We start from the raw sequence: 24,682 nt of genomic DNA, 5'->3' as shown, positions 1-24,682 counted from the left end.
ATCACCGGTCGCCGGTCCCGCCGGGAGCGGCCGTCCGGTTCCGCAGGAGCACGTTGCCCGAGATCCTGGACTCGCACAGCCTCTCCGCCTCCGGGGTGCCGGCCACGACGGTGAAGCCGGTCGGCGCGAGCCGCAGCTCCATCACCGCGGCCCGTTCGGCGACGGGCAGCGCCGCGTAGCGGGCGAGCAGCTCCTCGTCGTCGAACAGGTCGGCGTCCGACAGGAACACCGGTGAGGCGGGGTGGCGACGGCCCAGGTCCAGGATCTTGCCGCCGCCGTCCCAGTTGACGCCGTTCAGCGCGACCCAGCCGATCCCGTCGAGGCCCTCGAACAGGCGGGCCGCGTCACCGAAGCGGTGGGTGCGCATGACCGGGTGCAGGTAGGCGTCGGCGTCCAGCACGTCCTGGTCGCGTGGGTCGGCGCCGGGTGCGGTGCCCGTACCGTAGCGGCCCGCGGAGCGGCCGAACCCCAGCCGGTGCACCACCGACAGACCCTCCTCGCCGGTGTCGCCGCCCGACAGCAGCCGCACCAGCTCGCGGTCGATCAGCCGCTGGTGCTCGCCGAAGCTGTGGAACAGCCACAGGTACATCAGCCCGCCGGGCGACAGCCGCTCGGCGAGCCAGGCCAGGCCCGCGCGGGGGTCGTCCAGGCAGTGCAGCACCCCGGTCATCACGATCAGGTCGTAGGGGCCCTCGAACCCCTCCCCGCCGATGGCGCCGCGCACCAGCTCCACGTTGGTCAGCCCGTTGCGTTCGCGCAGCTCCTCGGCGACGTCGAGTGACGACTGCGACAGGTCCATGCCGGTGAAGTGCGCCCGGGGATACTGCGAGGCGAGCCCGAGCAGCTGGTGCCCGGTGCCGCACCCGGCGTCCAGCACCCGCTTGCCCGCCAGGGTCTTGTCCCTGGCGACCATACCGATGCCGAGCGCCAGGTCCAGGATCAGGTCGTCGCCGACGGTCAGCGACGGGCACGGGTAGCGTTCGTACAGCTCCCTGACCTGCTCGACGGCGCTCATGGGGTGTCGATCTCCTCGTACGGGATCTCCTCGACCCTGCGGGCGAAGACCCAGTGATGGCCCTCCAGGTCCTCGGTGGTGTAGTTGCGGTCACCGTAGAAACGCGTGTCCGGCTTGTCGCGGATCACCGCTCCCGCGGCCTTCGCGCGCTCGTAGTGCTCGTCCACGTCGTCCACGAACACGTACAGGCTCTGGCGCAGCTCGCCCTCGCCCTGCGGCTCGTGCTTGCGGCCGTCACCCGTTCCGGCGAGCTGCACGACCCCCTCGCCGAACGACAGCTCGGCGTGGACGACGGACCCGTCGTCGTCGTTCAACACCTTGCGCTTTTCGAATCCGAACGCCTCGATGAGCCATTCGATGGCTTTCTCGACATCGGAGTAGAAGATGACGGGGGTGATTCTCGGCATTCCGTCGGGTGGGGTGAGCAATTTCCTCATCTCCTTCGATCGACGACCATGGAAACGTAACGGGACGCTACCCCGCATCCCGCCGGCGAGACGTGTCGGCGTTCACGGGATCGGTGTTCTGCTCCGGTGTTCCACCTCCAAACGTCCCAAGGTCCTTTCCTGGTGTTCCGCTCCCGAACGTACGGCGAGTTCCCTCAGGTGTTCGGCAGGCGCAGGCCGCCGTCCAGGCGGACGACGGCGGCGTTGAGGTAACCCAGTTCGCATACGGCGCGGACCGCTCGTGCGAACTCCGCGGGGGTTCCCGGCCGGGGCGGGAAGGCGATCTGCCGCAGCAGCGGGCGCCGGAACTCCGGCGGGATCGCCGCGAGCAGCGGGGTGTCGAACAGGCCCGGTGACAGCGCGCACACCCGCACGCCGACGGAGGCGAGGTCGCGGGCGGCCGGCAGGGTGAGCGCCGCGACCGCGCCCTTGGAGGCGGCGTAGGCGACCTGGCCCGCCTGGCCGTCCTCGGCGGCGGCCGAGGAGGTGTTGACGACCACGCCACGCTCGCCGTCCTCCAGCGGTTCGGTCGCGGCCATCGCGGCGGCGGCCAGACGCATCACGTTGAAGGTGCCGACCACGTTGACCGCGAGCGCCCGCTCGAAGGTCTCCAGGTCGTGCGGGCGGCCGTCCAGCCCGACCGTACGGGCGGCGGGCGCGATTCCCGCGCAGCTCACCGCCACCCGCAGCGGTCCCGCGACCTCGGCGGCCGTCCGCACGGCGCGCTCGACCGAGCCCGCGTCGGTCACGTCGGTCTCCGCGAACGTGCCGCCCACCTCGTCGGCCACCGGGCCCGCCGCGGCGGCCTCCAGGTCGGCCACGACCACGTGCGCTCCGGCCTTGGCGAGCTCGCGCGCGGTGGCGGCGCCGAGCCCTCCGCCGCCCCCGGAGACCAGCGCCGTCACACCCTGCAGCTCCATATCCGCTTCGCCGCCTTTTCGCAATAGAGGGTAAATGCTCTCGCTTATCAAGACATATCCTGACGCAAAATTCTGCATTCACGCTGCACCCCACAGACGTGAGGACACCATTCACATGACGATTTCCAAGAGCGCGGACAATGTGCACGACCTGATCGCCCGCCGCAGGCGCGAGCGAGATCGCATCCCGCGACACGCCGTGCCCGATTCGGGGGTGCCGGTCTCCTCCACCCAGGAGCGCATCTGGTTCGGCGAGATGTTCAATCCGGGTTTCGGGTTCTACCACGTGCCCGCCACGCTGCGGCTGCGCGGCCCCCTTGACGCCCAAGCCCTCGACCGGGCGCTGTGCGAGGTGATCAGGCGGCACGAGATCCTGCGCTCCACCGTCGCGGAGGTCGACGGCATGCCCGTGCAGCGCGTCGGTGACGCGCCCGCGAGCGTGCTGCGCTCCGTCGACCTGGGTGACGAGCCGGACGCCGAGGCCGAGGCCGCGCGGATGGCCGCCGACGACATCCTCGCCCCGTTCGACCTGCGCCACGGGCCGCTCTGGCGGGCGCTGCTGCTGCGGCTGGGCCCCGACGACCACGTGCTCGTGCTCACCTTCCACCACATCGTCTTCGACGACCCGTCCTTCGGGATCGTCGGGCGCGAGGTCGAGGCCCTCTACACCGGGGCCGTCGGCGGGGCGACCGGTACCGGCTCCGGCGAACCGATGAGCCTGCCGGACCTGGACCTGCAGTACACCGACTTCTCCCTCTGGCAGCGCGAACGGCTGCGCACCGAGGACGTGCGCTCGCGCCTGGTCGACTACTGGCGGCGCACCCTGGACGGCGTACCCCGCCTGCTCGACCTGCCCTCCGACCGGCCCCGGCCGCCGCACCGGCGCCGCGCGGGCCGCTTCCACCGCTCCCGGCTGCCGGGCGACGTCGTCGCCTCCGTGCGCGCGGTGGCACGTGAGGAGGGCACCACCCCGTTCACCGTGCTGCTCGCCGCCTACGGCGTGCTGCTGTCGCGCTACGCGGGCCAGGCCGACATCGTCACCGCCGTACCCGCCGCCGGGCGCATCCGGCCCGAACTCGAAGCGCTCGTCGGATGCTTCATCAACATCATCTGCCTGCGCCTCGACCTGCGCGGGGAGCCCACCTTCCGCGAACTGCTGCGCCGCGTGCGTCACGCCTCCGTCGAGGGACACGACCACGAGGAGATGCCCTTCGAGGAACTGGTGCGCGAGCTGCACCCGCAGCGGCCCCAGAGCCACACGCCGCTGTTCCAGGCGGGGCTCGGGGTGCGCGACAACGACGGCGTCTTCCTGAGCCTGCCGGGCGTGCGGGCCTCGGAGTTCGTCCCCGACGTCGAGGTGTCGCACTTCGACCTGATGGTGGACTTCAGCGTCGACGGCGACGGCATGGCCGGCCTGTGGGGCTACAACGACGACCTGTTCGACCCCGCCACGGTCGAGGTCCTCGCCGAGCAGTTCGAGCTCCTGGTCGCCGGAGCCTGCGCCCACCCGGACCTGCCGGTCGGTGACCTCTCCCTTCCCCCCGCACCCCGGCCCGCGGAATCGGGGACCGGCGGCGCCGAGGGACCGGCCGCCGTCCTCGCCGAGCGGGTGCGGCTCACCCCCGACGCGCCCGCCGTCACCACCCACGCGGGCACTCCTTCCACCGGCACCTCCACGAGCACCTACACAGGCACCGCCACGGGCACGTCTTCCACGGGCGCCCCCTCCGCCGTCACGCTGACCTACGCCGAGCTCGACGCCCGCGCCGAGAACCTCGCGCCCGCCGTACGCAGGGGAGCAGGCCCCCCGGCCGCCGACAGCCCCGACCCGGCCGTTTGGCGATACGCCCACCTCAAGGCGGACGTCCTCGACGGCCGTACGGAGGGCGCGGGCGCCGCGCCGATCGCCGACCTCGCCTCGCGGATCGGCCTGGGCGTCGCCGACACCGTGCTCACCTTCGCCCCGCCCACGTCCGGCGCGTTCGCCGACGCCGTGCTGCTCGCACTCCTGCACGGCGCGCACCTGGTGACCGCGCCCCCCGAGGCCGCCCGCGACGCCGGACGGCTGAGGGGCCTGGTCGCGGACGCCACCGTGGTGCACGCCCCGTCCGCCGCGTGGCGGCTGATGCTCCGTGAGGGCCTGCCCGCCGACCGCCCGTTCACCGCGCTCTGCGACGCGGCCACCACCCCGCCCGCCCTCGCGCGGGAACTGGCCGCCGCGATCCCCACCTGGACCCTGTACGGCGAGCACTGGGCCGCGGCCCACCGGGTCGACCCGCTCGCGGAACCCCGCAGGGGCGTCCTGCTCGGCGAGGCCCTCGCCGGTACGCCGATCGAGGTCGCCGACCGGACCGGGCGCCCCGGTGCCGTCGGCGTTCCCGGCGAGATCCACGTCGGCGGCACCGCCACCGGCGACCGCGGCCGCGTTCTCCCCGACGGCTCGCTGGAACTGCTCGGCCGCTTCGACCGGATGTTCACCGTCGGCGGATTCCGGGTGGACACCGACGAGCTGGCCCGCTCCCTGGCGGGGCGCCCCGGCGTCGCCGAGGCCGCCGTCGACGTGCGCCACGACCGGCTCGCCGCGTACGTGGCGGGGGAGGGGATCGACCTCACCGAGCTCACCGCCCACCTGCCCGAATACCAGCTCCCCGGCTCCGTCACCGTCCTGGACTTCCTGCCCAGGACCGCCGAGGGCCACATCGCCCATGAGGAGCTGCCCAGCCCCGAGGCCCCCGGCGAAGAGGGCGGGCACGTGCCGATCGAAGGCGGCACCGAGGAGACCGTCGCCGGGATCTGGCGCGAGCTGCTCGGCGTGGAGGAGATCGGAGCCTCCGACGGCTTCCTCGACCTCGGCGGCCACTCGCTCACCCTGGCCAGGCTGAGCCTGCGCTACGAGGTGGCGTTCGGCGTCGAGGTGGAGCTGCCCGACCTGCTGCGTCACGCGACCGTCCGCGAACAGGCGGCGCTCCTCGACGAGCGCCGCGCGCAAGCCGGCCTCGCGGGAGAGGAGGCGGCGTCATGACCTCGGTAGCCGCCAAGCCGTCACCGGACACGATCGAGGGGCCGCCGAGGACGCGGCTGGAGTCGCTCACCGGGCTGCGGTGGTTCGCCGCGTTCGGCGTGTTCTTCAGCCACGTCGCGATCCTGCTGCCCCTGCCCTACCTCAACGAGCTGTTCGTCCTCGGCACGGCCGGGGTGACGTTCTTCTTCGTCCTGTCCGGCTATGTCCTCACCTGGACGTTCTTCGACAGGGACACCGCGCCGAAGTTCTACTGGCGCCGCTTCGCCAGGATCTGGCCCTCGCTCCTCATCACCACCGTCGCGGCGGTCGCGCTGCTCGTCGGGGGCCAGCTCTGGCCCACCGAGGGCGGCACGGCGCTGGTGTGGTGGACGGTCGCGACACTGCTCATGGTGCAGGCGTGGTTCCCCGCGTCGTTCCAGAGCGACGCCGTGCCGCACACCGTCTCCTGGTCGCTGTCGTGCGAGGCGTTCTTCTACGCGGTCTTCCCGTTCGTGGTGCGCCCGATCGTGCGGCGCACGCTGCGTCAGATGGTGATGATCGCCGCCGTGCTCATCGCGATCAGCATCGGCACGCGCGTGTGGCTCTGGCTGGCCAACCCGCAGCTCACCGCCGAGAACTGGTTCACCTCCGACCTGTACTACTTCGCCACCCACTCGCCGATCTCCCGGGTCAGCGAGTTCGTGCTGGGCATCGTGATCGCCGCCGCCGTGCGCCGGGGCTGGCGCAGCCCGATCGGGTTGCGCACGGCGACCGCGATCACGGTCGGCTACTTCGCGCTGCTGTGGGCGTGGTCCTGGTCCGGCGTGTGGCAGACCGCGCTGGCCGAGACCGCCAACCGGGGCAGCATCGTGGTGTTCGCGCTGCTCATCGCGGCGGCGGCGACCAACGACCTGGCCGGGCGGCGCAGCCTGCTCAGCTCACGCCCGCTGGTGGCGCTCGGCCAGTGGTCCTACGCCTTCTACCTCGTCCACTTCCTGGTGCTCTTCCCCCTCGCCAAGCACGCGTTCGGGCGGCAGTCGCTCTACGACTTCCCCGAGCCCACCTGGGCGCACCTGCCGTACGCGCTGGTGGGGCTGGTCGTCAGCGTGCTGCTGTCGTGGGGGCTGTACCGGCTGTACGAGTATCCGATCGAGAAGCGGCTGCGGGCCATGCTGCGCCGCGAGCCCAAGGCCGCCACCCCGGCACCGGGTGCGGAACCCTCGATGTGACGCGAGGGAGCACACCGCCGTCCCGCGTCTGCGGGCCTGCCCATGACGGCCCGTTCGCGGGGCCGTCGGCAGGTCACACCGGGACGTCGACGCGGAGAGGGGCGTCCTCGCGGCGGGGCAGGAGCGGGACGGCGGCGAGGACGACCACGATCATGGCGAAGGCGAACAGGAAGACGCCGTGGAAGCCGGTGATCAGGTCGTCCGCGGTCTGCAGGATGAGCGTGACGACGGCGACGCCGATCGCGGCGCCGAGCTGGTTGAGCATGTAGAGCACCGAGCTGCCCTGCGCCACCAGCGGGGCGGGCAACGTCCGGTACAGCGATCCCATCGTGGCCGCGCTGAAGAAGCCCATCCCCAGGCCCATGGTGAAGGCGGCCAGCGCGGGCCACACCTCGGGGGTCTGCGCTCCGACCCGGGTGAGGACCAGTGCGCCGAGGGCGGCCACGAGCGCCCCGGCACAGGCCGGCCCGCGCGCGCCGATCCGGTCCGAGAGCCGTCCGGCCAGGGGCATGCTGACGGCGCCGCCGAGGCCCACCGGCGCCATCAGCAACCCGGCGGCGAGCGCGCCGTGCCCGTGCGCCTGCTGGTGGTACAGCGGCAGCGCGAACAGGGCGGCGAAGTTCGCGAGCCCGCCGAGGCCCATGATGGTGACGCTCGCCGCGAAGCCCCGGCCCGCGAACAGCCGCGGGTCGATCAGGGGCGGGGTACGCCGGACGCGGAGCGCGTGGATCGTGTAGGCGGCGAGCAGGACGACGCCTGTGGCCAGAGGGGTGAGCGCCTGCCAGGCGGTGAAGGCGCCCTGCTCGGCCGTCTGGGAGAGGGCCAGGACGAGAGCGGCGAACCCCGGACCGAGCAGGGCCAGGCCGAGGACGTCGAGCCGGACCCGCGACCGCTGCCGCCCGAGCGGTGGATCCGCGGGTAGCACGCGCAGGGCGAGCAGCAGGGCGACGAGGCCGACGGGCACGCTGAGCAGGAACATCCAGCGCCACGGCAGCCCTTGAAGGATGACCCCGCCCAGGACGGGACCGAGGACGGGACCGAGGGAGAGGACCACGCCCATCAGGCCCATCACGCGCCCGGCGCGGTGGGGACCTGCGGCGCGGGCCAGCAGGATCAGGACGAGCGGGTCGAGGACGCCCGCGCCGACGCCCTGGACGACACGGAAGACGATCAGGCTGCCGACGTTCCAGGCCAGCCCGGAGGCGAGGGATCCGGCCAGGAACAGGGCCAGGCCCCACAGCCACAGCCGCCTGCCCCCGAACCGGTCCACGGCCCAGGTGGTGAAGGGGATGGTCGCGGTGACGGCGAGCAGGAAGCCGGTGGAGGCCCAGCCGATCGTGCTCAGCGAGGTGTCGAAGGCCCTGGCCAGGGTGTCGGTGGCGACGGCGGCCATCGTGCTGTTGAGGATGCCCAGCAGTCCGCCGAGCAGGATCACGCCGATCAGCCGCAGCAGCGCCGGATCGAGCCTGTCGTCCTGGGGTCGTGTCATGCGGTGTCCTTCGACTCGGCGGTTTCGATGGTCGGGGCGCGGCGAACTAGACCAGCGAGTATAAATTAAGAGACCGATCAGCCTTAGTCAATCACGTCCAGACAGCTGGACTCACGAGTCTGGTCGGGTGATCGGCGCGCTAGGATGCGGCCCATGAACGGAGCGGGAACCTCGGCCGGGCGGGATCTCGCCCCCGCGCGCGGACGCATCGACAAGCGGCAGGCGATCCTGGACGCCGCGTTCACCGTGTTCGCCCGCCAGGGATACGCCCAGGCCGGGGTGGATGTGATCGCCGCCGAGGCGGGTGTCGCCAAGGCCACCGTGTACAACCACTTCGGCGACAAGGAGACCCTGCTCCGTCAGGCGATCACCGCTCAGGCCGACAGGGCGCTGGCCAGGAACATGGCCGCGCTGGAGCGGCTCACCGACGACGGTGGCGAGCCGCGCGCGATGCTGGAGGAGGTCGGTCACAGCCTGCTCCGCTGTTACTGCGACGACCGCTCCTGGGCGCTGCGGCGACTCCTCGCGGCCGAGCTCAACCAGTTTCCCGACCTGCTCGACATCGTCCAGGGGCACGCGGCCGAGCGCGTCGCCCGAGCCCTGGCCGACCGGCTGGCCAGGCTCACGCTCGCCGGCCGCCTGCGCGCGACCGACCCGGCCCGTGCCGCCGAACAGTTCAGCGCACTGCTCACCGGCCCGATGGAGGCACGGTCCCGGCTCGGCACCCGCGAGGTCACCGACGCCGAACTGCGGAGCGTGGCCGCCGCCGCCGTCCACACATTCCTGCGAGCCTTCGGCCCGGACGCCGTCTAGCCGGGCGAGTGCGGTTCAGGTCGTGCGGGCCAGGGCGGTGGCCGTGCCGTCGATCAGCGCTTGGAGGCCGTGTTCGAAGGCGTCCTCGCCGAACGAGCCGCCGCTCTCGCGGAGCGCCGCGATCAGGGTGGCCTCCATGCCCCCGTCGAGCAGTCCGCCCAGCGCCGCGAGCCGGTCCGCCGGGGCGTCCGAGTGTTCCCGGCGCTCGCTCTGCTCCTGGAGGACGTACCCGTTGACGTAACGGGTGAGGGCGGTGATCGTACGCAGCGCCAGGACCGGGGTGAAGCCCCGGCCGACCATGGCGGTCAGCTCCTCGTCGAACATCCTCACCGTCTCCGGGCTCAGGTTCGCGGCGTTGGAGACGAGGCGGGCGCCGTCGCGGTGGGCGAGCAGGGAGTCGCGGTACGCGCGGGCCCGGCGGGCGAGCCAGTCCTGCCAGGACTCGTCGTCGCGGGGCGGGCCCATCCCCGCCGCCAGGACGATCGCGTCGGCCATCCCGTCGAACAACTCCTGCTTGTTGCGCAGGTGCCAGTACAGGGCGGGTGACTGGACGCCCAGCTCCGAGGCGAGCCTGCGCACCGTGAGCCCGTCCAGACCGACCTCGTCGAGAAGCCGCAGCGCCGTATCGATCACCGTCTGCCGGGTCAGGCCGGCTCCTCGTTTGCTCTCTCCCATCGGTTGACACCTAATGACTTCCCAAGGGGCTCGCGAGTCCTGGATCCGGCTCTCCTGATTGACGTCTATGTGCCTATCGGAGCGTGGCTCCTCTGCAGGCCGTACGTGATCTGGTGAGCCACCCAGCGGGTGGTGGCCGAGAGGGACCGAGTGAACGCCTTTGTTGATACCGGACCGTGAGTCCCCTGCTAAGGCCGTGCGCCTCGGCCCCTCTCGGTCACCACCCATCGGTTGCATTCGCCCGCGATGATCGTGACGTGAGCCAGCCGCAGGAGACACCGCTCCCATCACCAGGGCCGTCCGAGCCCTTGCGCAGAGCGCGGGCCTGCGGCCGGCTGGGGCCACGAACCGCTGATCGGATGTCGAGCCGCCTGAGCTCTCTCATTAGGGCATGGCGTGCCCCGCGCGGTCCACCTGGGCCAACAACGGATGAAGGAGGCGCCGATGACGGTGACATGCGGAATCGACTGGAGCGAGAAACACCACGACGTCGCCTTGATCGACGAGACCGGCACGCTGCTGACCAAGCGGCGCATCAGCGACGACGCCAACGGCTGGCGGGTCCTGGTCGAGTTGCTGGCCGAGCACGGCGACCACCCCGACGCCCTGATTCCGGTGGCGATCGAGACCAGTCGCGGCCTGCTGGTCTCCTGCCTGCGCGCCACCGGCCGCATGGTGTATGCGATCAATCCGCTGGCCGCCGTCGGCTACGTGTGGTCCTTCGCCTCCCTACGAGCGCCCGGCCCCAGAGCCCATTACGACCACCGGCGCGCCGAGGGCGACCGGCACTCCAGCGCGCTGCGCAACACCTTCAACCGGATGCTCGGCTGCCTGTTCCACTGCCTGCAGAACGACAAAACCTACAACGAGCTCGTGGCCTTCTCGCCACGCCTGGGATCGACATGTCCTGACTCGGCGAAGAACCGTGCGGCCTGAGCCTTAGCCGCACCCCCGGAGCCGGGTGGAACCCCTCGGCCACACCCTCGGTCCGGACCAGCAGCCCGGCCTCGGTGAGGATGTGCCGCTGCCGCAGCAGGGACTGGGTTGCGGTGGACGAGCGGGAGTAGACGATCCGCACCGGCGCTCCTCAGTAAGGACGAAGCCCGTTCTACCTGTCGGAAAATCCTGTCGTCAATCGGAACCCGAAAAGCCCCGCCAACCGTGGTGTTTTGTCCCCCTATGCACGTTTCTCGGGGCCAGATGAGCGCCCTGTCGGGAAACCGTCTATTGCCGACACCGGCCCATGGTTAGGGCGCTCTGAACTGGCCCCACCCGGCATCAGGTCCGCCGGGACTCCTGGCAACAAGGTATGGGAATCCGAGTGCTGGCCCGTACTAAGGCCCAGCAGGCCGTCAAAGCCTGACCCCGTCTGAGACCGGGCCCCTGGTCGCTGCTTGGTGGGCGCAGCTCACCGGGCAGTATGGTTTGTCTTGCCACATGCCGGGCACGGGTCCGGCCTTGAGCCGGGGACAGATCATCGATGCGACAGGCGGCCCCGGCTCCGCGGGGTGGTGGGAAGAAATCGACCGGGAACGCGCGAACGCGCTGGAGCAGGTGCGCGCCGAGGCCGCTCAGCGCCTGGAGGCCGCACGCACCGAGGCTCAGCGGCGCATCGATACCACCGAGCAGGAACTCACCGAGGCGATCGCCGAGATCGAACGGGCCCGCCAGGGGGCCAGCCGGGATACGAGCGAAACGGGCAATGAGCTCGTGATGTCGCCGGTCAGGGCCGGGTCGTGTCAGGAACCGAATACGCCGGACCCATTGACCGGACTACGGGGCGACACGCCGAGGTGTTTGACCTGATCGGTTGATCCCGGCCGGTACTTCTCACACACCTTGATCAAGAATGGTGGCGTGAGCGTGTCCAATGAGGTGGACCGGAACATCGCGGTGATTCGGTTGCCACGTTTGGCTTTGTGGGTGAGATCCGGAGCCACATGTTCGCGAGCGGAGAGCCATCTCGCTGGAGCGTGGTCTCGTGTCGATGAGATTGGGAGCCACCTCGGCCGAGGTGTTCGGCGGTGTCAGACCTGCGCCTTTCCTCGTTGACTCGTGGCCGGAGCGGAGCGGCAGGTCTCCGGCTCGCCGGTCATGGCCCGGCGCTCGGGTCCGTGTCACCAGACGCAAAGTAGCTGTAAGTAACCGGGAGCTCCCGGGCGGGTTGACATAAGAGCCGTTAGCGAGCAACGCGACCTGCGGAAACGCGTGCCCGCCGTCGTTATCAGGGCAGCGAGCGCCGGACTCATCCCCGAATGCCCGGACCGAAACCCGGGTGGGGAGCCGTAGCCGTCACCCGCTGTGGCCTGCGGCAACGCCCTACTCTGTCCCTGGTGACACGGACCCGAGCACCCGGCCTCCAGGGAGAGGGGGAGAGGGGGAGAGGACCCAGGGGTGCCGCTGTGCGGGCTGGGCGGTTAGATGGCGCGGGTGAAGGTGAAGCGGGTGAACTCGCGGTAGCCGTTCTCGCGCGTGTAGATCACCAGCCACGAACCGCTATCAGCGATTACGTTGGTGACTTTGAAGGGGGTGTTGGCCACCCCGATGTACCAGGTTCCGTCTGGGGCGGGGATGAGTGTCCAGCGTGTGGAGCAGGTTCGCCAATCGGTGAGCTTGATGTCGTTGCCGCGGATGCACCAGGCGCCGTACCCAGGCGATTGCCTGATGCGGTAGTTCTCGCCGTCCTTGTCGAACACCCAGGCTGCTCCGCTATCGCCGGTGTTGTTTGTGAGCAGGACATAGTCCGAGCCCAGCCAGCTCTGGTAGGTGGTGCCGCGCGTTCCGTAGCTGGTGTGGGCGTGCAGGTAGTAGGAGTCGCCGGGGATGATCGGGTCGGCTGCGGCGTTGGCGGGCAGCGGCAGGGCGAGCAGGATCAGGCAGGCCGCGGCGGCGGTGCGGCCCAGTAGCCGACGGCGCAGGGAGAGTCGTGTGGTCATGGCAGAGTGGTTCCTTTCGCTGTCACGCCCCCGGGAAGGGGGCCTGGGGACCGCTGTATGAATGATCTGGATCACCACGGTCAACACGAATAGTAGTCGCTTGATTACTGTAAGTTACTTGCGTTGTGGTGATCTATCCCTCACCGAAGCCGAAACTGAACCGTGAGGAGCTGCCGCCGCACCCACTGATCATGACCGGCGGCTGGCCGGGCTGTAGGAGTTTCGGGGCCATCACGGATCATTAACAGGCGAAGAAGCCCCAGGTCGCTACCGCTAATTTCTGCACTCAGCCTCCTCGAAGGCCGTAGTTGCACAGCGTTACTTTGCGGCTGGTAGCACGGACCCGAGCGAGGGGCCGTCATGGTCTGTCGGGTCACGTCGAGCACGTCGGCCTCGACCACGTCCGCCGACCACTGCGGGCAGTAGTGGCCGGCTCCCAATCTCGCCGACATTTCTGAGCGAGGAAGATCGCCGAGTGGCTCTCGAAGTCGTCGACATCTGGCTCTCGAAGTCAGTGACGTAGCCACACGTTGGGCTACGCTTCGGAATTCTCCTTCGCCGCAGCCTTCAAACGGCACCACGGGACGCCTCCCAGGCGTTGGCGAAACACCGGCCTCGCCGCGAGCCAACCGGCCGGCGCGTCCGCCGAGCCGGGTGCCCTGGACGGAGACTTCACCGCGTAGCGGCGGCGACTGCCGGCTGACAGAGGCGGCGGGTCGGAACGGGCGCGGACCGCAACCCGGCTCATTCCGCGCTCGCAGGCCCACGCCGCGATCCTCGCTCCGCCCCCGAAAGCCTCCCGCGACACCTCGACCGCGCCGAACTGCTCGCACCGCACGCATTCCACGTCGGCCAGACTTTTACGGCGTCTTAAGAGTGCCACCGTCGACGATCCAGTTGGAGCCCACCGCGCTGGGCATCGTCGGCGACGCCAGCAGGAGCACCGCCCGGGCGATCTCAACGGGCTCGATCAGCTTGCCGGTCACCATTCCCGACTGCTCAAGCATGGCCGCGAGCACCGTCTCCTGGTCAATGCCCATGCTCGCCGACAGCTTCCCCACGTAGCCGTCCGGGCTCGTCAGAATCGCGGTCCGGGTGGCGCCGGGTGTGACGACGTTGACCCGGACGCCCGTGTCCCCCATCTTTTCCGCCAGTCCGCGGGAGAACGCGTTCAGTGCGGCCTTGGCCGCGGCGTAGGACAGCGGCACCCCGCGCGGGTCGCGCGCGGAACCCGAGCTGATGTTCACGATCGCGCCCCGCGCCCGCGACAGGGCCGGCAACGCGGCCCGGGTCATCTCCACGGCGGCGCCGAGGTTCAGCGCGAGAATGTCACCCCACGCCGTGCTGGAACCGCCGATGGGGTCGATGAGGTCGGCGTCGGCCGCTTCGCCACCGCCGGCGTTGTTGACGAGCACGTCGAGGCGTGGGTCGCCCGCGAGCACAGTGTCGAGCACCCGCTGCGGCGCGGCGGCGTCGAGCAGGTCGGCGGACACGAACGTCGCGCCGGTGGCTTCGAGTTCAGGAGTGCTCTTCCGCGACACGGCGATGACTTCGGCGCCTTCGGCGACGAACGCCTCGACCGTCGCCAGTCCGATGCCCCTGCTCGCCCCGGTGACGAGGACGCGCTTGCCCGCAAGATCCAGATCCATGGTGGTGCTCCCTTTACGTCTGACTTGACCCCATAAATGCTACATCTAAGTATCAGTTAAATGAGAAGTCGAGACGTTCGCGCTTCGGATGTAATCTGACGTGGGACGTCTTCAAATGAGCCGAGCTGGACGGAGGAGTTCCGTATGGGCGCAGACGCCGAACCGCGGCGCTTACGGGCGGACGCGGAGCGCAGCACGGCGCGGATCCTGGCGGCCGCCGAGGAGGTGCTCGCCGTCGACGCGACCGCCACACTGGAGCGGATCGCCGACGCCGCGGGGCTCGCGCGCGCCACCGTCCACCGCCGATTCTCGTCCCGCAAGGCGCTGCTGGAGGCGCTGACCGGCCTGCTCAACGAGCGCTACCTGCGCGGGCTCGACCAGGCGCGAGTGGCGACGGCGCCGCCCGTCGCGGCGCTGTACCGGCTGACCGAGCTGCTCTTCGAACTCAAAATCGACAACCGGGCAATCATGGAACTCACCGTCGACCCGGCCACCAAGATGACACCCCTGAGCCCCGAGGTCACGGCCGGGCTCGAACTGCTGTTCAGGCGGTTGCGCGAAGCCGGTGAAATCACCGCCACCGATACGGCGTGGTGCTGCGCCGTCTACCTGGCCGTCGTCCACGAAGCAGCACAGCTGCCGACGAACTCACCGATGCTGAGCGCCGCGGCGGGCAGGGTGGGCGCACGGGCCGACCTGACCTACCGGACCGTACTGGCCGCACTGGGCGGCGACCGGCCACACGTTGAGCTTCCGGAGGAAAAAGAGCTGCCCTGATCTTCGCGTCAGGTAGCCGTTCTGGTGTGATCCGCAGTCCGGACAAGAAACGGGCCGTGGAGGCGCGTAGGACCTGGTCAGGCGTCTTTGTCGGCGAGGGCCCGGTAGAGCGATGCGGCGGTCGAGCTGGGCGGCGGCGGCGAAGAGCATGGAGCCCATGCCGTGAGGGTCGTAGATCCCGGTCAGCGGCCCACTCAGCAACTCCAGCTGCACACCGCCGCCTTGCGGCTGCGCGGACAGCGTCATCAACTCGGCGGCGTTGCGGGCGAGGCGTTTCATCTCGTGCACGGTCAGGATGACCGGCTGGTCCGGTGCGGCGGTCTTGATCTCATGGGCGAAGGTGAGCGCCTTCTCCAGTTCGGAGTGGATCTTGATGCGGGTGCTGATCTTCTCGGAGAACACCCGCGTGCAGTGCGCCGCCGCGAGCGCGTCGAGCTGACCTTGCAGTTCCTGCGTGGCGGTGGAGCACCGCGCGTAGCCGATTCGGATCGGTAGCCCGCTCGTCTCCGGTGCCGACGCGGCGACCTCCGGGCGCTGCGTCCACTTCTTGCCCGGCCCGCGGTCGGCCAGAACGAGCACGGTGAGTTCGTCGTTTAGTCGCCAGCCACGCGGCCAGCGGCCGTTGCGTCGGTGCTTGAGCTTATGATCCGGGGCGAGGGTCTTATCCGCCCCTTCATCTCGCTCGCCAGCGCGCCCGCCGGGCGGGCGAGGTCCTCGCGGGGCAGGGGTTCGGGGGCGACAGCCCCGAGACCACAGGCCGGACCCCACCCCTTCCCCGGTGCCGCGCTCCAGGTGGGGCGAAGTCAAGCCAAGTGGGATGGCGGCCCGCGCGGTTATCGTGCCGATCTCGAGCGTGCTCATCGTGGTCACCCGCAGGTGGTCCGGGTGCGGCTCGCCCACCTTGATCAACTCGGCCACCTCGGCCAGCCGGGGCGAGCGCACCCGCACATACCCCTGCGAACTGCGCCCGATGAACTCCTGCACGCCCATGTCGGCGATGAGCCTGCCCCTGCCGATCACGATCAGGTGGTCGGCGGTCTGGGCCATCTCGCTCATGAGGTGGCTGGAGACGAACACCGTGCGTCCTTCGGCGGCCAGCTCGCGCATGAGCGTACGGATCCACAGGATGCCGTCGAGGTCGAGGCCGTTGACGGGCTCGTCGAAAATCAGGATCTCCGGATCGCCGAGCAGCGCCGCCGCGATGCCGAGCCGTTGCGACATGCCCAGCGAGAAACCGCCGACCCGCCGCCTGGACACCTCCCGTAGGCCGGTGGTCTCCAGCACCGCGTTCACCCGGCTCGCGGGGATACCGTTGCTCTGGGCGATGGCCAGCAGGTGGTCGCGCGCGCTGCGCCCGCCGTGCACGGCCTTGGCGTCAAGCAGCGCGCCGACCTTGCGCAGCGGATGTCGCAGCTCGCGGTAGGGGCGTCCGTCCACGAGCGCCGAACCGCCGGACGGGTGGTCGAGCCCGAGGATCATCCGCATGGTCGTGGACTTTCCGGCCCCGTTCGGACCCAGGAACCCGGTCACCTGACCGGGCTTGACCTCGAACGACAGGTCCGCCACCGCGGTGGTGCCGCCATAGCGCTTACTCAGGTTCATTGCGCGAATCACGGTCATGATCCCAGCGTGCCGTCGCGGACGGCCGGTTTCTTCATGCCCGAGAACGGTTCCAGAGGGAGGCCCTTGGGATTCTGGTCCTACTCTCCGGGTTGGATCAATGCCGCCTCGTACGCGACGATCACGGCCTGCGCCCGATCCCTGGCGCCGATCTTGGCGAACAGGCTCGTCACGTGGTTCTTGACGGTCGACGGGGATACGGACAGGTCGGCGGCGATCTCCGGATTCGAGCGGCCACGGGCGATCAGCACGAGGATCTCCCGCTCCCTGTTGGTCAGCCCGATCAGTTCGACGGGCACCGCCCTCGGGCGCGAGGAACGGACGAACCTGCCGATGAGCCTGGTCAGCAGGCGCGGCGCGACGGCCGACTCTCCGCAGTGCACCACACGTACGCCCTCGATCAGTTCCTCGGTGGAGACGTCCTTGGGCAGGAAGCCGTTGGCGCCGGCCCTCAGCGCCGCGACCACGTTCTCGTCCAGGTCGAACGTGCTCAGCGCGAGCACCCGAACGCCGGGCAGCTCCGCGGTGATCAGCTCGGTGGCGCGCACGCCGTCCAGGCCGGGCATGTGCAGGTCCATGAGCACCACGTCCGGCCGGAGTCTCCTGCTCAGCTCCACCGCCTCCGCGCCGTCGGCGGCCTCGCCGACCACGCTCAGGTCGGGCTGGGCGTCCAGCATCAGCCTGAAGCCCATGCGCACCAGCTCGTGGTCGTCGGCCAGCAGAACTCTGATCATGATCTCTCCAGGGGGATGCGGGCGTACACCCGGAAACCGCCCTCTGGGCGCGGGCCCGTGGACAACCGACCGCCGCACAACGCCACCCGCTCGGCCATGCCGCTGAGTCCGAATCCCGGGGTGCCGGCCTCTTCCGCCAGGCCGTCGTCGAGCACCTCGACCTCTACCGCTGCCGGCTCGTAGGTCAGCCGAACGTCGGTCCTGGCGCTGACGGCGTGCTTGCGGGTGTTGGTCAGCGCCTCCTGGACGATCCGGTAGACGGCGTGGTCCACGGCGGCGGGCAGCTCGACGGGCTCGCCGGTCACCGTCAGTCTGGCGGCCACCATGAGCCGTGTCTCGTCCTGGACCGTCAAGGGGGCCGTGCGCAGGAGTACGAAGGCCATGCTCAGGAGCGCAGGGAGAAAGAGCACGATCACCAGCGTCGTATCGAAGACCCGGGGACGTCTGAGGAAACGCGCGATCTCCATGAAGGTTCGTGCCACGCGCACGCTGAAACCTTAAGTCACGTTACTTCGCCGTGAGCCCGGGCGACGGCACGGCGTCTGTGCTGAGTCCGCGACCATCCGCGACCATCAAGGAGATCCCGGGTGGATCCTGTCCGACAGCGGGGGCGGCCGCCGACTCATGCCCGAAGAGGTCCACGGCCTAGCCGAAGGCGCCGGGCGAGGAGTCGATGCCGCCGTCGCAGCGCGCGCTCGCACTCGCGCACTCGTGCGAGCCGGCCGGAGTGGTCGGTGCACCAGGTGACAGAGCCGCGGTGTGGAGGGGCAGTGCGGCTTCCGCAGCTTCAATGACCATGTCTCCAAGTCTCACCTCCCGCACTCCGGCTTTCCGCGGCCTGCCGAAGGATTCCACTCTGGGAGCCTGCTCCCAGAGGCGCGGTTCCTCGTACGGCGGAGGCGAAGGTTGTGGGCGGTCAGCCGTGCCGTCCGGCGTGACGACACGGCTGACCCTCGCGGGTCAGTGGACCCCGTCGACCACGAGCGCGTCGGGGATCTGCCTCTTCTGTACGCCGAACAGCAGCCCGGCGGCCGGTATCCCCGGGTTCGGGGCCGTGGACGGGAGGGCACGTGCGCGGTGCCGGTTCATCCGAGTTCGCGTAGCGCCGAGGCCAGGCCCGCGGCCGTGGGACGCTCCCAGAGCAGGCGGGCCGCCACCGGCCTGCGCAGGCCGCCGCGCAGGCGGCCGAGCAACGTCACCGCGAGCCGGGAGTCGCCGCCCGACTCGAAGAAGGCGTCGTGCGGGCCGATACCCGGCTCGTCCAGCACCCGCCGGAAAGCCTCCAGTACCTCCAGCTCCAGCCGGTCGCGAGGCTCGTCGGACCGGCTCGCGGCGCGGGCGGCCGAGGAGGCGAGCCTGCGGCGGTCTATCTTGCCCGCGGTGGTCAGCGGCAACTCGTCCAGCACGTGCACGATCCCCGGCACCATGTAGCCGGGCAGCCGCCCGGCCGTCCACGCCCTGGCGTCCTTCGCCGTGACCGTCATCGCGGAGGTGGAGGTCGCGGTGGATCCCGAGCGGGGCGCGGGGGTGGAAACGGACGCGGCGGCGGTCCCCGAAGCGGCGGTGGAGGCGGAGGTGGCCACGTAGGCCACCAGCTGCTCGTCCTCCAGGGCCACCGCCGCGTCGTCCACGCCGGGACAGGCCCGCAGCGTCTGCTCGATCTCGCCCAGCTCGATCCGGTAGCCGCGATGCTTGACCTGGTGGTCCACCCGGCCGATGAAGTCGAGGCGGCCGTCGGGGCGCTGCCGCACCAGGTCACCGGTCCTATAGAGCCGCTCACCGCACACCGGAGGCGGCTCGCCCGGCACCGAGGGGGCCGAGGGGGATGGGTCGGTTGACGTCGAGGGGAGAGGAACATCCGACCCCGAGAGGGGCGACCCGCCTGATGTCGAAGGGGGAGGCCCGTCCGGCGCCGAGGGGGATGGGCCGTTCAGGGCCGAAGGTGACGGTGTGTCCGGTGCCGTGGGTGGTCGTCCGGCCAGGGGGACGAACCGCTCGGCGGTCAACGCGGGCCGCCGGTGGTAACCACGTGCCACGCCCGCGCCGCCGACGTGCAGCTCCCCGGGCACCCCCCACGGCGCGACGCGTCCGGCTGCGTCCAGCACCAGCGCGTACGCTCCCGCCATGGGCAGCCCGATCGGCGGTACGCCCTCGCCGGGCGAGCAGTCGGCCAGAGTTGCGATGACAGTCGCCTCGGTCGGCCCGTAGGCGTTGACCATGCGCCGGCCGGTGCCCCAGCGCTCCACCAGGTCGGGGGTGCACGCCTCGCCGCCGGTGACCAGCACCCGCAGGGCGGGCAGCGGGTCGTCGCCGGGCAGCGTCGCGATCACCGAGGGGGGCAGCAACACGACGTTCACCTCGCGCTCCGACAGGCACCTGCTCAGCGCCCGGCCGACGAGGATGTTCCCCGCCTCCGGCACGCACAGGGTGCCCCCGGAGACCAGCGTGGTGAACACCTCCCACACCCAGGCGTCGAAGGTCGGCGGCGCGAACTGCAGCAGCCGTACCCCGGGGCCGATCCCCAGCTCGGGGGCGAGGGCCATGACCAGGTTGCACGCGCCGGAGTGCTCGAGCAGCACCCCCTTGGGCAGGCCGGTCGAGCCCGAGGTGTAGATCATGTACGCGAGGTCGTGGGGTCCGGCAGGGCCGGGCGGAGTCTCCTTGGCGAGGGCATGCCGGTTGGACGGCCCGGGGACGAGACGGTCGAGGGGAACGGGATCGCGCAGGTCGAGGTCGAGGCGGCGCCCCCCGCTCTCGGGCAGGCCGCCGAGAATATCCCCGGTGCTCACCAGGACGGCCGCCGCCGCGTCGGACAGCAGATACTCCAGCCGGGGGGCCGGTTGGGACGGGTCGAGAGCGAGGAACGCGCCGCCCGCGTACAGCACCCCGGTCACGACCGTGACCAGGCGGGCCGAGCGCGGCAGGCAGATCGCCGCCACGGTGCCGGGGCCCACCCCCTCGGCCGTGAGCCATCCGGCCAGCTCACGGGCGCGTTCGTCCAGCTCGCGGTAGGTGAGCCGCTCGTCGTCCCCGTCCACGGCCGTCGCCTCTGGGGTGCGCCGGACCTGGGCGGCGATCAGCGCGGCCAGGGTGGAGCCCGGGGAGTCCAGGTCCACCGCTGCGGGCGGGCCCGCGATCGGTCCTGAGCGGTCGTCGAGTGGCAGGTCGAACACCGGCCGCGCGGGGGAGCGGGCCATCTCGCCGAGCAGCCGGGTCAGGCGGGCGGCCATCAGTTCGATGGTGGCGTGGTCGAAGACGTCGGTGGCGTACGTCAGCGTCGCCTGGAACAGGTGGCCGTCCTCGGCGCCTTCTCCGTTCCCGATCCCCGTTCCTTCTCCGGCCCCGTTTCCTCGGCCTTCGCCGTTCCGGGTGCCGGTCCTGTCCGGTGTTTTCGCGGCGAGACGCAGGTCCAGGTCGCAGGCCGTACGCCGGGCGGCGGGCTCCTCGTCGCCGAGCGGTTCGAGGCGCAGGCCCGCCGCCTCGTGCGAGGCGGGAGGGAACACGACGCCGTACGCCACGTCGAACAGCGCGCCCCGGCTGGGGTCACGGGGCGGCGCGACGGCGGAGACCAGGTCCTGCAGGGGCAGCCGGTGCCGCCAGGCGTCGTCCGCGGCCCGCCCCAGCCGGGCGGAGAGGGTGGCGAGATCCGGGTCGCCTGACAGGTCCACCGGCAGGGGGAGAAGGTCGTCCAGCGGCCCGGCCGTCCCCGCGAACTCGTTCGGCTCCCCGCCGAGCAGCCCCGAGACACGCCCTGGGGCGTGCGCGCCGATCGTGAAGCGCTCCTGGCCCGAGCAGCGCGACAGCAGGACGGCGAACGCCGCGAGCACCGCGAGGGAGGGGGAGGCCGGCTCGGGCGGCACGGCCACCTCGAAGCGATGTGTCCCGCCCGCGCCGGAGCGGCGCCCGGGGCGGGGCCGGTCGGTGGCCGTCTCCAGCGGCGGCACGTCCCGTAGCGCCTCGCGCCAGAACTCCCATCTGCCGTCGCTCTTCACCTCGGAGCCGGTGTCCGTTCGCGGCCGGGCCGCCGTGAGGTCGGCGGGCGCGGCGTCCCGGCCGCGAACCGGTGCCGAGTCTCGGCCGCCCGGGAGCGACGCCGATGCGCCGGGAGCCCTCGTGGCGGGGTCCTTCGGGTCGAGCTCCTTCGTATCCGGACGGGGGAAGTCGTCCCTGCCGGGCACGCGGGGCGTGCCGGGCAGGCGCGGGGAGTCGCCCTCGGCCCTGGCCCGGTACAGCTCGGCCAGGTCGGCGGCGAGCACCGCGACCGAGCCCTCGTCCGCGACGCACGGGTGCATGCGCACCACCAGTACGTGTTCCTCGGGGCCGAGCGCGAGCAGGGAGGCGCGCGCCAGCGGCCCGGTCACCGGGTCGAACGGCCGGGACTCCACCTCGGCCAGCGTCGCGCCGAGCTTCTCCGGCTCGACCGGCACCACCCGGGGCGCGGGCAGAGCCCCGGCCGACACCACCGGGCGAGGTCCGTCGCCACGGGCGGGCAGGGTCCAGCGCAGCACCTCGTGCCGCGCGGCCAGGTCGCCGAGCGCCGAGCCCAGCGCCTTCTCGTCGAGGGGGCCGGTCAGCCGCAGCCGCAGGGAGATCCCGTCGGGTACGGCGTCGCCGCGAATGCGGTGTTCCAGCCAGGCCCGTTCCTGGGCTGGCGAGAAGAGTCTCACGGGGTGCCTCCGGGCAGGTTCAGGCGGAGCCAGTCCAGCTCCTGCTCGATCATGCTCTGGAAGTTCGCGGGGGAGATCATCGAGTACGGCATGTGCGCCTCGCCCCAGTAGCTGACCAGCCGCACCTTCTTGGCCTGCCTGGCCAGCGCGGTGTACATCTCCTCCGAGCCGGTGTGGGTCAGGTAGTCACGCTCGCCGTGCAGCATGAGCACCGGCGTCTTGATCTTGCCCGCGTGCAGGAGCGGGCTGTTGCGCACGTACCTCTGCGGGTCCTCCCACGGCGGCTTGCCCAGCCCGAACTCGAACGCGGGGTCCTCGATGTAGGCGGGCGCGAACCACTCCTGCGCGCGGGGCGTGTAGCGGAAGCGGGAGTCGAACACGCCGTAGCTGCTGATCACGTCGGAGAAGCCGGAGATCGCGATCGCCGCCTTGAAGCGGTCGGTCTGCGTCACCAGGCTGTGCACGTTGTAGGAGCCGAAGGAGTGTCCCAGCACCGCGAGCCGCTTCGGGTCGGCCACGCCCTCGTCGATCGCGGCGTCCACCGCGTTCATGATCGGCTTGGTGGGCCAGGTCATCGGCTCGGCCGCGGCCTTGCCCTGGGGGCGGGGGATGGAGGGGACGAGCACGGCGTAACCCTCGGCCGCGAGGAACTGCAGGGTGAGGTAGCTCGGGTTGTTCACCTGGAACTCCGGCACGTCCTCCAGGGTGGAGACGATCCTGGTGCCGTACACGTTGACCACGAGCGGGTGGCGCTGCCCGTCGCGGTGGTCCGGTGGCAGCAGCAGCGCGCCGGTGAGCTTCTCCCCGTCCGCCCCCTTGTAGGTGATGAGCTCGCGTTTCGGAGGGGTCACCTGGGCGAGGTGGCCGTTCAGCGAGAGCCGCTGGGTGTGGCGGCCCGCCTGGGAGGTCCACAGCGCGGTGCCCTGGTCGCCGCCCGCGCCGAAGACCGCGGTGCGGCTCGCGGGGGAGTATCCGGCGACGCCCGCCTCGGCGTGCGGCAGCGGGAGCGGGGTCAGCACGGGTGAGGCGCCGGGCGCCAGCTCGTACAGGCCGCCCTTGGCGTCACGGGCGAGCACCACGGGGAAGTCGCGGTCGAGGCGGGGGTTGGCCGGCTCGGCCCCTCCCCGGTCGGTGGGCCGCACGCCGTTGCGCTTGACGCCGTCGTCCAGCGGCCAGGCCAGCTCCGCCAGCGGCGCGGCGCCGCCCGCGTTCAGGTCGCGCGCCTTTCCGGTACGCGGGTCGATCAGCCAGGCGCGCCCGTCGGCCACGCCCAGCACGCCGCCGGGCACAGGTACCAGCTCCAGCGGCGGGACCTTGAACCCCGAGGTGAGGTCGCGCGGCGCGGCGGCCGGGTCGGCGGGGTCGAACGCCCACCAGTCCTGGCGGGCCGTGGGATTAACAGCGTTCGCGGCCTTCAGTCCGCGCACCAGCGGGGTCCCGGCGCCCCACAGCAGGCCCGTCGCGACGAGCCGGTCGGCGGCGAGTGGCACTGCTTTTCCACCGGCGGAGGGTACGAGGTAGGCGGTGAACGGGTCGGGCGTCTCGGGGGTGGTCTTGCCGACGACGAGCAGCCGAGAGCCGTCGGCGGCCCAGCGAGGCTGCACGGTGACCGAGGGGTTCGGCACCTCGGTCACCACGCGCGGCTGCCCGCCGGAGGCGGAGGCGATCGCGAGCTGGGTGCGCCGTTCCAGGACACGCTTGAGCTGCCCGGCGACCGCCGGGGTGGGGCCGAGGTCGTCCACCCGGGCGATGAGGCGTCCAGTCGGGTCGGCCACCAGGTTGCCCGCCGTGTAGGTACGGGCAGGGCCCGCCGAGGTGAGCTTCCCGGTGACGGCGTCGACGACGGCGATCTCCTCGTCCAGCTTGTCCTCGCCCTGGGCGGTGGAGCTGTCGAGCACCGAGGCGGTGGCCTCCTTGCCCTTCTCGACCTTCGCCCACTGCTTCGGGGCGACGCGCTGGGCCTCCAGCCATTGGCCGTACTCCAGCGCCCAGCGGCCGGCGTTCACCATCGGAGCGATCACCCGCCGCTCGTCCAGCCACTGGATGAGGTAGCCCGAGGCGTTCGTCATCGTCTGCACCCCGCGCGGGGTCAGCTTGCGGGTCTCGCCCGTCTCGCGGTCCCACACGTGCAGGAACACATCGTCGCCGCCCCGGGTGGAGGCGAAGGCGAGCATGCGCCCGTCGGGCGACCACACCGGGTTGTAGTGGCCGGTGCCGTCCTTCGCGCCGTGCGTCACGTCGCGCGCCGGTCCCTGGCCGTCGACTATCCAGATGTCCGCGCGCTCGTTTCCGTCGACAAATGATGCCCCATATCTGCTCGACTCGCTCGGGCCGCGTTTCACGACCACCGCCACCGCTTTACCGTCGGGGGACGGCACGACCTGACCGAGTTTCTTCGTGGTCATGAAGTCCTGCATCGCGAACGGCCGCGCGGCCCCCGCGGCGACGGGTCGTTCCACCACCGGGGAAGCCGGTGGGGAAGCACCTCCCACCAGGGCGGCGGCCGTGAGCAATGACAGGGCGAGCTTGACACGTAGAACCATGGGAGGACGATAACCATGTCACCGGAAACAGGAAAAAACGCTCGGACGGGTCTCCGGAAGGCGGCCTATAATCCCGCCCTCGCCTTAATCGGGACGGTACGCGGGTTAATCGAGGCCGCCCCACCGGTAATCGGGCCCGCCGGTAATCGAGCCATCCCGCCGGCGAGA

General features: G+C 71.0%; 17 protein-coding genes and 3 pseudogenes. 6 read left to right on the top strand and 14 right to left on the bottom strand.

Features of this window, described 5'->3' with window-relative positions; translation table 11 throughout:
• Nucleotide 1 precedes the first annotated feature (1 nt).
• From ACFY3D_RS35595 to ACFY3D_RS35585, 3 genes are all read right to left on the bottom strand, one after another.
• Nucleotides 2-1,015, bottom strand: a complete 1,014-nt coding sequence (locus tag ACFY3D_RS35595) for a class I SAM-dependent methyltransferase (protein WP_350949424.1) — start codon at nt 1,013-1,015, stop codon at nt 2-4.
• Nucleotides 1,012-1,452: a VOC family protein gene (locus tag ACFY3D_RS35590; RefSeq protein WP_350949423.1), complete on the bottom strand. Its 441-nt coding sequence runs from the start codon at nt 1,450-1,452 to the stop codon at nt 1,012-1,014. Before ACFY3D_RS35590 ends, ACFY3D_RS35595 begins: the two co-directional genes overlap by 4 nt.
• Before the next feature lie 164 nt (nt 1,453-1,616).
• Entirely contained in the window at nt 1,617-2,381 is a 765-nt protein-coding gene (locus ACFY3D_RS35585; RefSeq protein WP_389988138.1) for an SDR family NAD(P)-dependent oxidoreductase, read from the bottom strand.
• A 115-nt stretch (nt 2,382-2,496) separates the two neighbouring features.
• Between ACFY3D_RS35585 and ACFY3D_RS35580 the strand changes: the two genes are divergently transcribed.
• Both ACFY3D_RS35580 and ACFY3D_RS35575 read left to right on the top strand, forming a co-directional pair.
• Nucleotides 2,497-5,403 carry a condensation domain-containing protein gene (locus ACFY3D_RS35580; RefSeq protein ID WP_389988135.1) on the top strand — a complete coding sequence of 969 codons (2,907 nt, stop codon included), beginning with the start codon at nt 2,497-2,499 and terminating at the stop codon, nt 5,401-5,403.
• A complete protein-coding gene (locus tag ACFY3D_RS35575) occupies nt 5,400-6,611 on the top strand; it encodes an acyltransferase family protein (protein ID WP_389988133.1) in 1,212 nt (403 codons plus the stop codon). The genes ACFY3D_RS35580 and ACFY3D_RS35575 overlap by 4 nt, the downstream gene beginning before the upstream one ends.
• 73 nt (nt 6,612-6,684) lie before the next feature.
• On the opposite strand, the gene ACFY3D_RS35570 is transcribed toward ACFY3D_RS35575, so the two are convergent.
• Entirely contained in the window at nt 6,685-8,100 is a 1,416-nt protein-coding gene (locus tag ACFY3D_RS35570; protein ID WP_389988130.1) for a DHA2 family efflux MFS transporter permease subunit, read from the bottom strand.
• Between the two features lie 153 nt (nt 8,101-8,253).
• On the opposite strand from ACFY3D_RS35570, the gene ACFY3D_RS35565 reads away from it, so the two are divergent.
• The gene (locus ACFY3D_RS35565) at nt 8,254-8,913 is read left to right on the top strand and encodes a TetR/AcrR family transcriptional regulator (RefSeq protein WP_389988127.1); all 660 of its coding nucleotides are present in this window, start codon (nt 8,254-8,256) and stop codon (nt 8,911-8,913) included.
• Between the two features lie 15 nt (nt 8,914-8,928).
• Here ACFY3D_RS35565 and ACFY3D_RS35560 read toward each other — a convergent pair whose 3' ends face one another.
• Nucleotides 8,929-9,588, bottom strand: coding sequence for a TetR/AcrR family transcriptional regulator C-terminal domain-containing protein (locus ACFY3D_RS35560; RefSeq protein ID WP_389988124.1), 660 nt, complete (start codon nt 9,586-9,588; stop codon nt 8,929-8,931).
• 429 nt (nt 9,589-10,017) lie between these two features.
• On the opposite strand from ACFY3D_RS35560, the pseudogene ACFY3D_RS35555 reads away from it, so the two are divergent.
• Nucleotides 10,018-10,299: pseudogene (locus ACFY3D_RS35555) on the top strand (transposase); the annotation flags it as partial.
• A 726-nt stretch (nt 10,300-11,025) separates the two neighbouring features.
• Entirely contained in the window at nt 11,026-11,394 is a 369-nt protein-coding gene (locus tag ACFY3D_RS35550) for a hypothetical protein (RefSeq protein WP_389988121.1), read from the top strand.
• Nucleotides 11,395-12,005: 611 nt separating this feature from the next.
• On the opposite strand, the gene ACFY3D_RS35545 is transcribed toward ACFY3D_RS35550, so the two are convergent.
• Both ACFY3D_RS35545 and ACFY3D_RS35540 read right to left on the bottom strand, forming a co-directional pair.
• Nucleotides 12,006-12,524, bottom strand: coding sequence for a hypothetical protein (locus ACFY3D_RS35545; RefSeq protein ID WP_389988118.1), 519 nt, complete (start codon nt 12,522-12,524; stop codon nt 12,006-12,008).
• 860 nt (nt 12,525-13,384) lie between these two features.
• Nucleotides 13,385-14,173, bottom strand: coding sequence for an SDR family NAD(P)-dependent oxidoreductase (locus tag ACFY3D_RS35540; RefSeq protein WP_389988115.1), 789 nt, complete (start codon nt 14,171-14,173; stop codon nt 13,385-13,387).
• A gap of 144 nt (nt 14,174-14,317) precedes the next feature.
• Here ACFY3D_RS35540 and ACFY3D_RS35535 point away from each other — a divergent pair, with 144 nt between their 5' ends.
• The gene (locus ACFY3D_RS35535) at nt 14,318-14,950 is read left to right on the top strand and encodes a TetR/AcrR family transcriptional regulator (protein ID WP_389988112.1); all 633 of its coding nucleotides are present in this window, start codon (nt 14,318-14,320) and stop codon (nt 14,948-14,950) included.
• Between the two features lie 141 nt (nt 14,951-15,091).
• Here the strand turns inward: ACFY3D_RS35535 and ACFY3D_RS35530 are convergent.
• The 7 genes and pseudogenes from ACFY3D_RS35530 to ACFY3D_RS35500 form a co-directional block, all read right to left on the bottom strand.
• Nucleotides 15,092-15,529, bottom strand: a pseudogene (locus ACFY3D_RS35530) (recombinase family protein); the annotation flags it as partial.
• 231 nt (nt 15,530-15,760) lie between these two features.
• Nucleotides 15,761-16,564: pseudogene (locus ACFY3D_RS35525) on the bottom strand (ATP-binding cassette domain-containing protein); the annotation flags it as partial.
• Between the two features lie 86 nt (nt 16,565-16,650).
• On the bottom strand, nt 16,651-17,304 hold the full coding sequence (locus ACFY3D_RS35520; protein ID WP_389988109.1) for a response regulator: 654 nt from the start codon (nt 17,302-17,304) through the stop codon (nt 16,651-16,653).
• Nucleotides 17,301-17,792: a sensor histidine kinase gene (locus ACFY3D_RS35515; RefSeq protein ID WP_389988106.1), complete on the bottom strand. Its 492-nt coding sequence runs from the start codon at nt 17,790-17,792 to the stop codon at nt 17,301-17,303. The genes ACFY3D_RS35520 and ACFY3D_RS35515 overlap by 4 nt, the downstream gene beginning before the upstream one ends.
• 472 nt (nt 17,793-18,264) lie before the next feature.
• Entirely contained in the window at nt 18,265-18,393 is a 129-nt protein-coding gene (locus ACFY3D_RS35510; RefSeq protein WP_389988103.1) for a hypothetical protein, read from the bottom strand.
• Nucleotides 18,390-21,971 (bottom strand): amino acid adenylation domain-containing protein, encoded by a 3,582-nt coding sequence (locus ACFY3D_RS35505; RefSeq protein WP_389988100.1) that lies wholly within the window; start codon nt 21,969-21,971, stop codon nt 18,390-18,392. The genes ACFY3D_RS35510 and ACFY3D_RS35505 overlap by 4 nt, the downstream gene beginning before the upstream one ends.
• Nucleotides 21,968-24,514 carry a S9 family peptidase gene (locus ACFY3D_RS35500; protein ID WP_389988098.1) on the bottom strand — a complete coding sequence of 849 codons (2,547 nt, stop codon included), beginning with the start codon at nt 24,512-24,514 and terminating at the stop codon, nt 21,968-21,970. Before ACFY3D_RS35500 ends, ACFY3D_RS35505 begins: the two co-directional genes overlap by 4 nt.
• Nucleotides 24,515-24,682: the final 168 nt, after the last annotated feature.

The sequence above is a fragment of the Streptosporangium sp. NPDC000509 genome (genome assembly GCF_042898365.1).
Lineage (GTDB): Bacteria > Actinomycetota > Actinomycetes > Streptosporangiales > Streptosporangiaceae > Streptosporangium.
Note: the sequence above shows the minus strand (reverse complement) of the source record. Positions and strands in the feature narration are given on the sequence as shown.

Bases quoted from the DNA above. Each gene is read 5' to 3' on its own strand.
- ACFY3D_RS35595 (WP_350949424.1), bottom strand. From the start codon at position 1,015: ATGAGCGCCGTCGAGCAGGTCAGGGAGCTGTACGAACGCTACCCGTGC.
- ACFY3D_RS35590 (WP_350949423.1), bottom strand. From the start codon at position 1,452: ATGAGGAAATTGCTCACCCCACCCGACGGAATGCCGAGAATCACCCCC.
- ACFY3D_RS35585 (WP_389988138.1), bottom strand. From the start codon at position 2,381: ATGGAGCTGCAGGGTGTGACGGCGCTGGTCTCCGGGGGCGGCGGAGGG.
- ACFY3D_RS35580 (WP_389988135.1), top strand. From the start codon at position 2,497: ATGACGATTTCCAAGAGCGCGGACAATGTGCACGACCTGATCGCCCGC.
- ACFY3D_RS35575 (WP_389988133.1), top strand. From the start codon at position 5,400: ATGACCTCGGTAGCCGCCAAGCCGTCACCGGACACGATCGAGGGGCCG.
- ACFY3D_RS35570 (WP_389988130.1), bottom strand. From the start codon at position 8,100: ATGACACGACCCCAGGACGACAGGCTCGATCCGGCGCTGCTGCGGCTG.
- ACFY3D_RS35565 (WP_389988127.1), top strand. From the start codon at position 8,254: ATGAACGGAGCGGGAACCTCGGCCGGGCGGGATCTCGCCCCCGCGCGC.
- ACFY3D_RS35560 (WP_389988124.1), bottom strand. From the start codon at position 9,588: ATGGGAGAGAGCAAACGAGGAGCCGGCCTGACCCGGCAGACGGTGATC.
- ACFY3D_RS35550 (WP_389988121.1), top strand. From the start codon at position 11,026: ATGCCGGGCACGGGTCCGGCCTTGAGCCGGGGACAGATCATCGATGCG.
- ACFY3D_RS35545 (WP_389988118.1), bottom strand. From the start codon at position 12,524: ATGACCACACGACTCTCCCTGCGCCGTCGGCTACTGGGCCGCACCGCC.
- ACFY3D_RS35540 (WP_389988115.1), bottom strand. From the start codon at position 14,173: ATGGATCTGGATCTTGCGGGCAAGCGCGTCCTCGTCACCGGGGCGAGC.
- ACFY3D_RS35535 (WP_389988112.1), top strand. From the start codon at position 14,318: ATGGGCGCAGACGCCGAACCGCGGCGCTTACGGGCGGACGCGGAGCGC.
- ACFY3D_RS35520 (WP_389988109.1), bottom strand. From the start codon at position 17,304: ATGATCAGAGTTCTGCTGGCCGACGACCACGAGCTGGTGCGCATGGGC.
- ACFY3D_RS35510 (WP_389988103.1), bottom strand. From the start codon at position 18,393: ATGAACCGGCACCGCGCACGTGCCCTCCCGTCCACGGCCCCGAACCCG.
- ACFY3D_RS35500 (WP_389988098.1), bottom strand. From the start codon at position 24,514: ATGGTTCTACGTGTCAAGCTCGCCCTGTCATTGCTCACGGCCGCCGCC.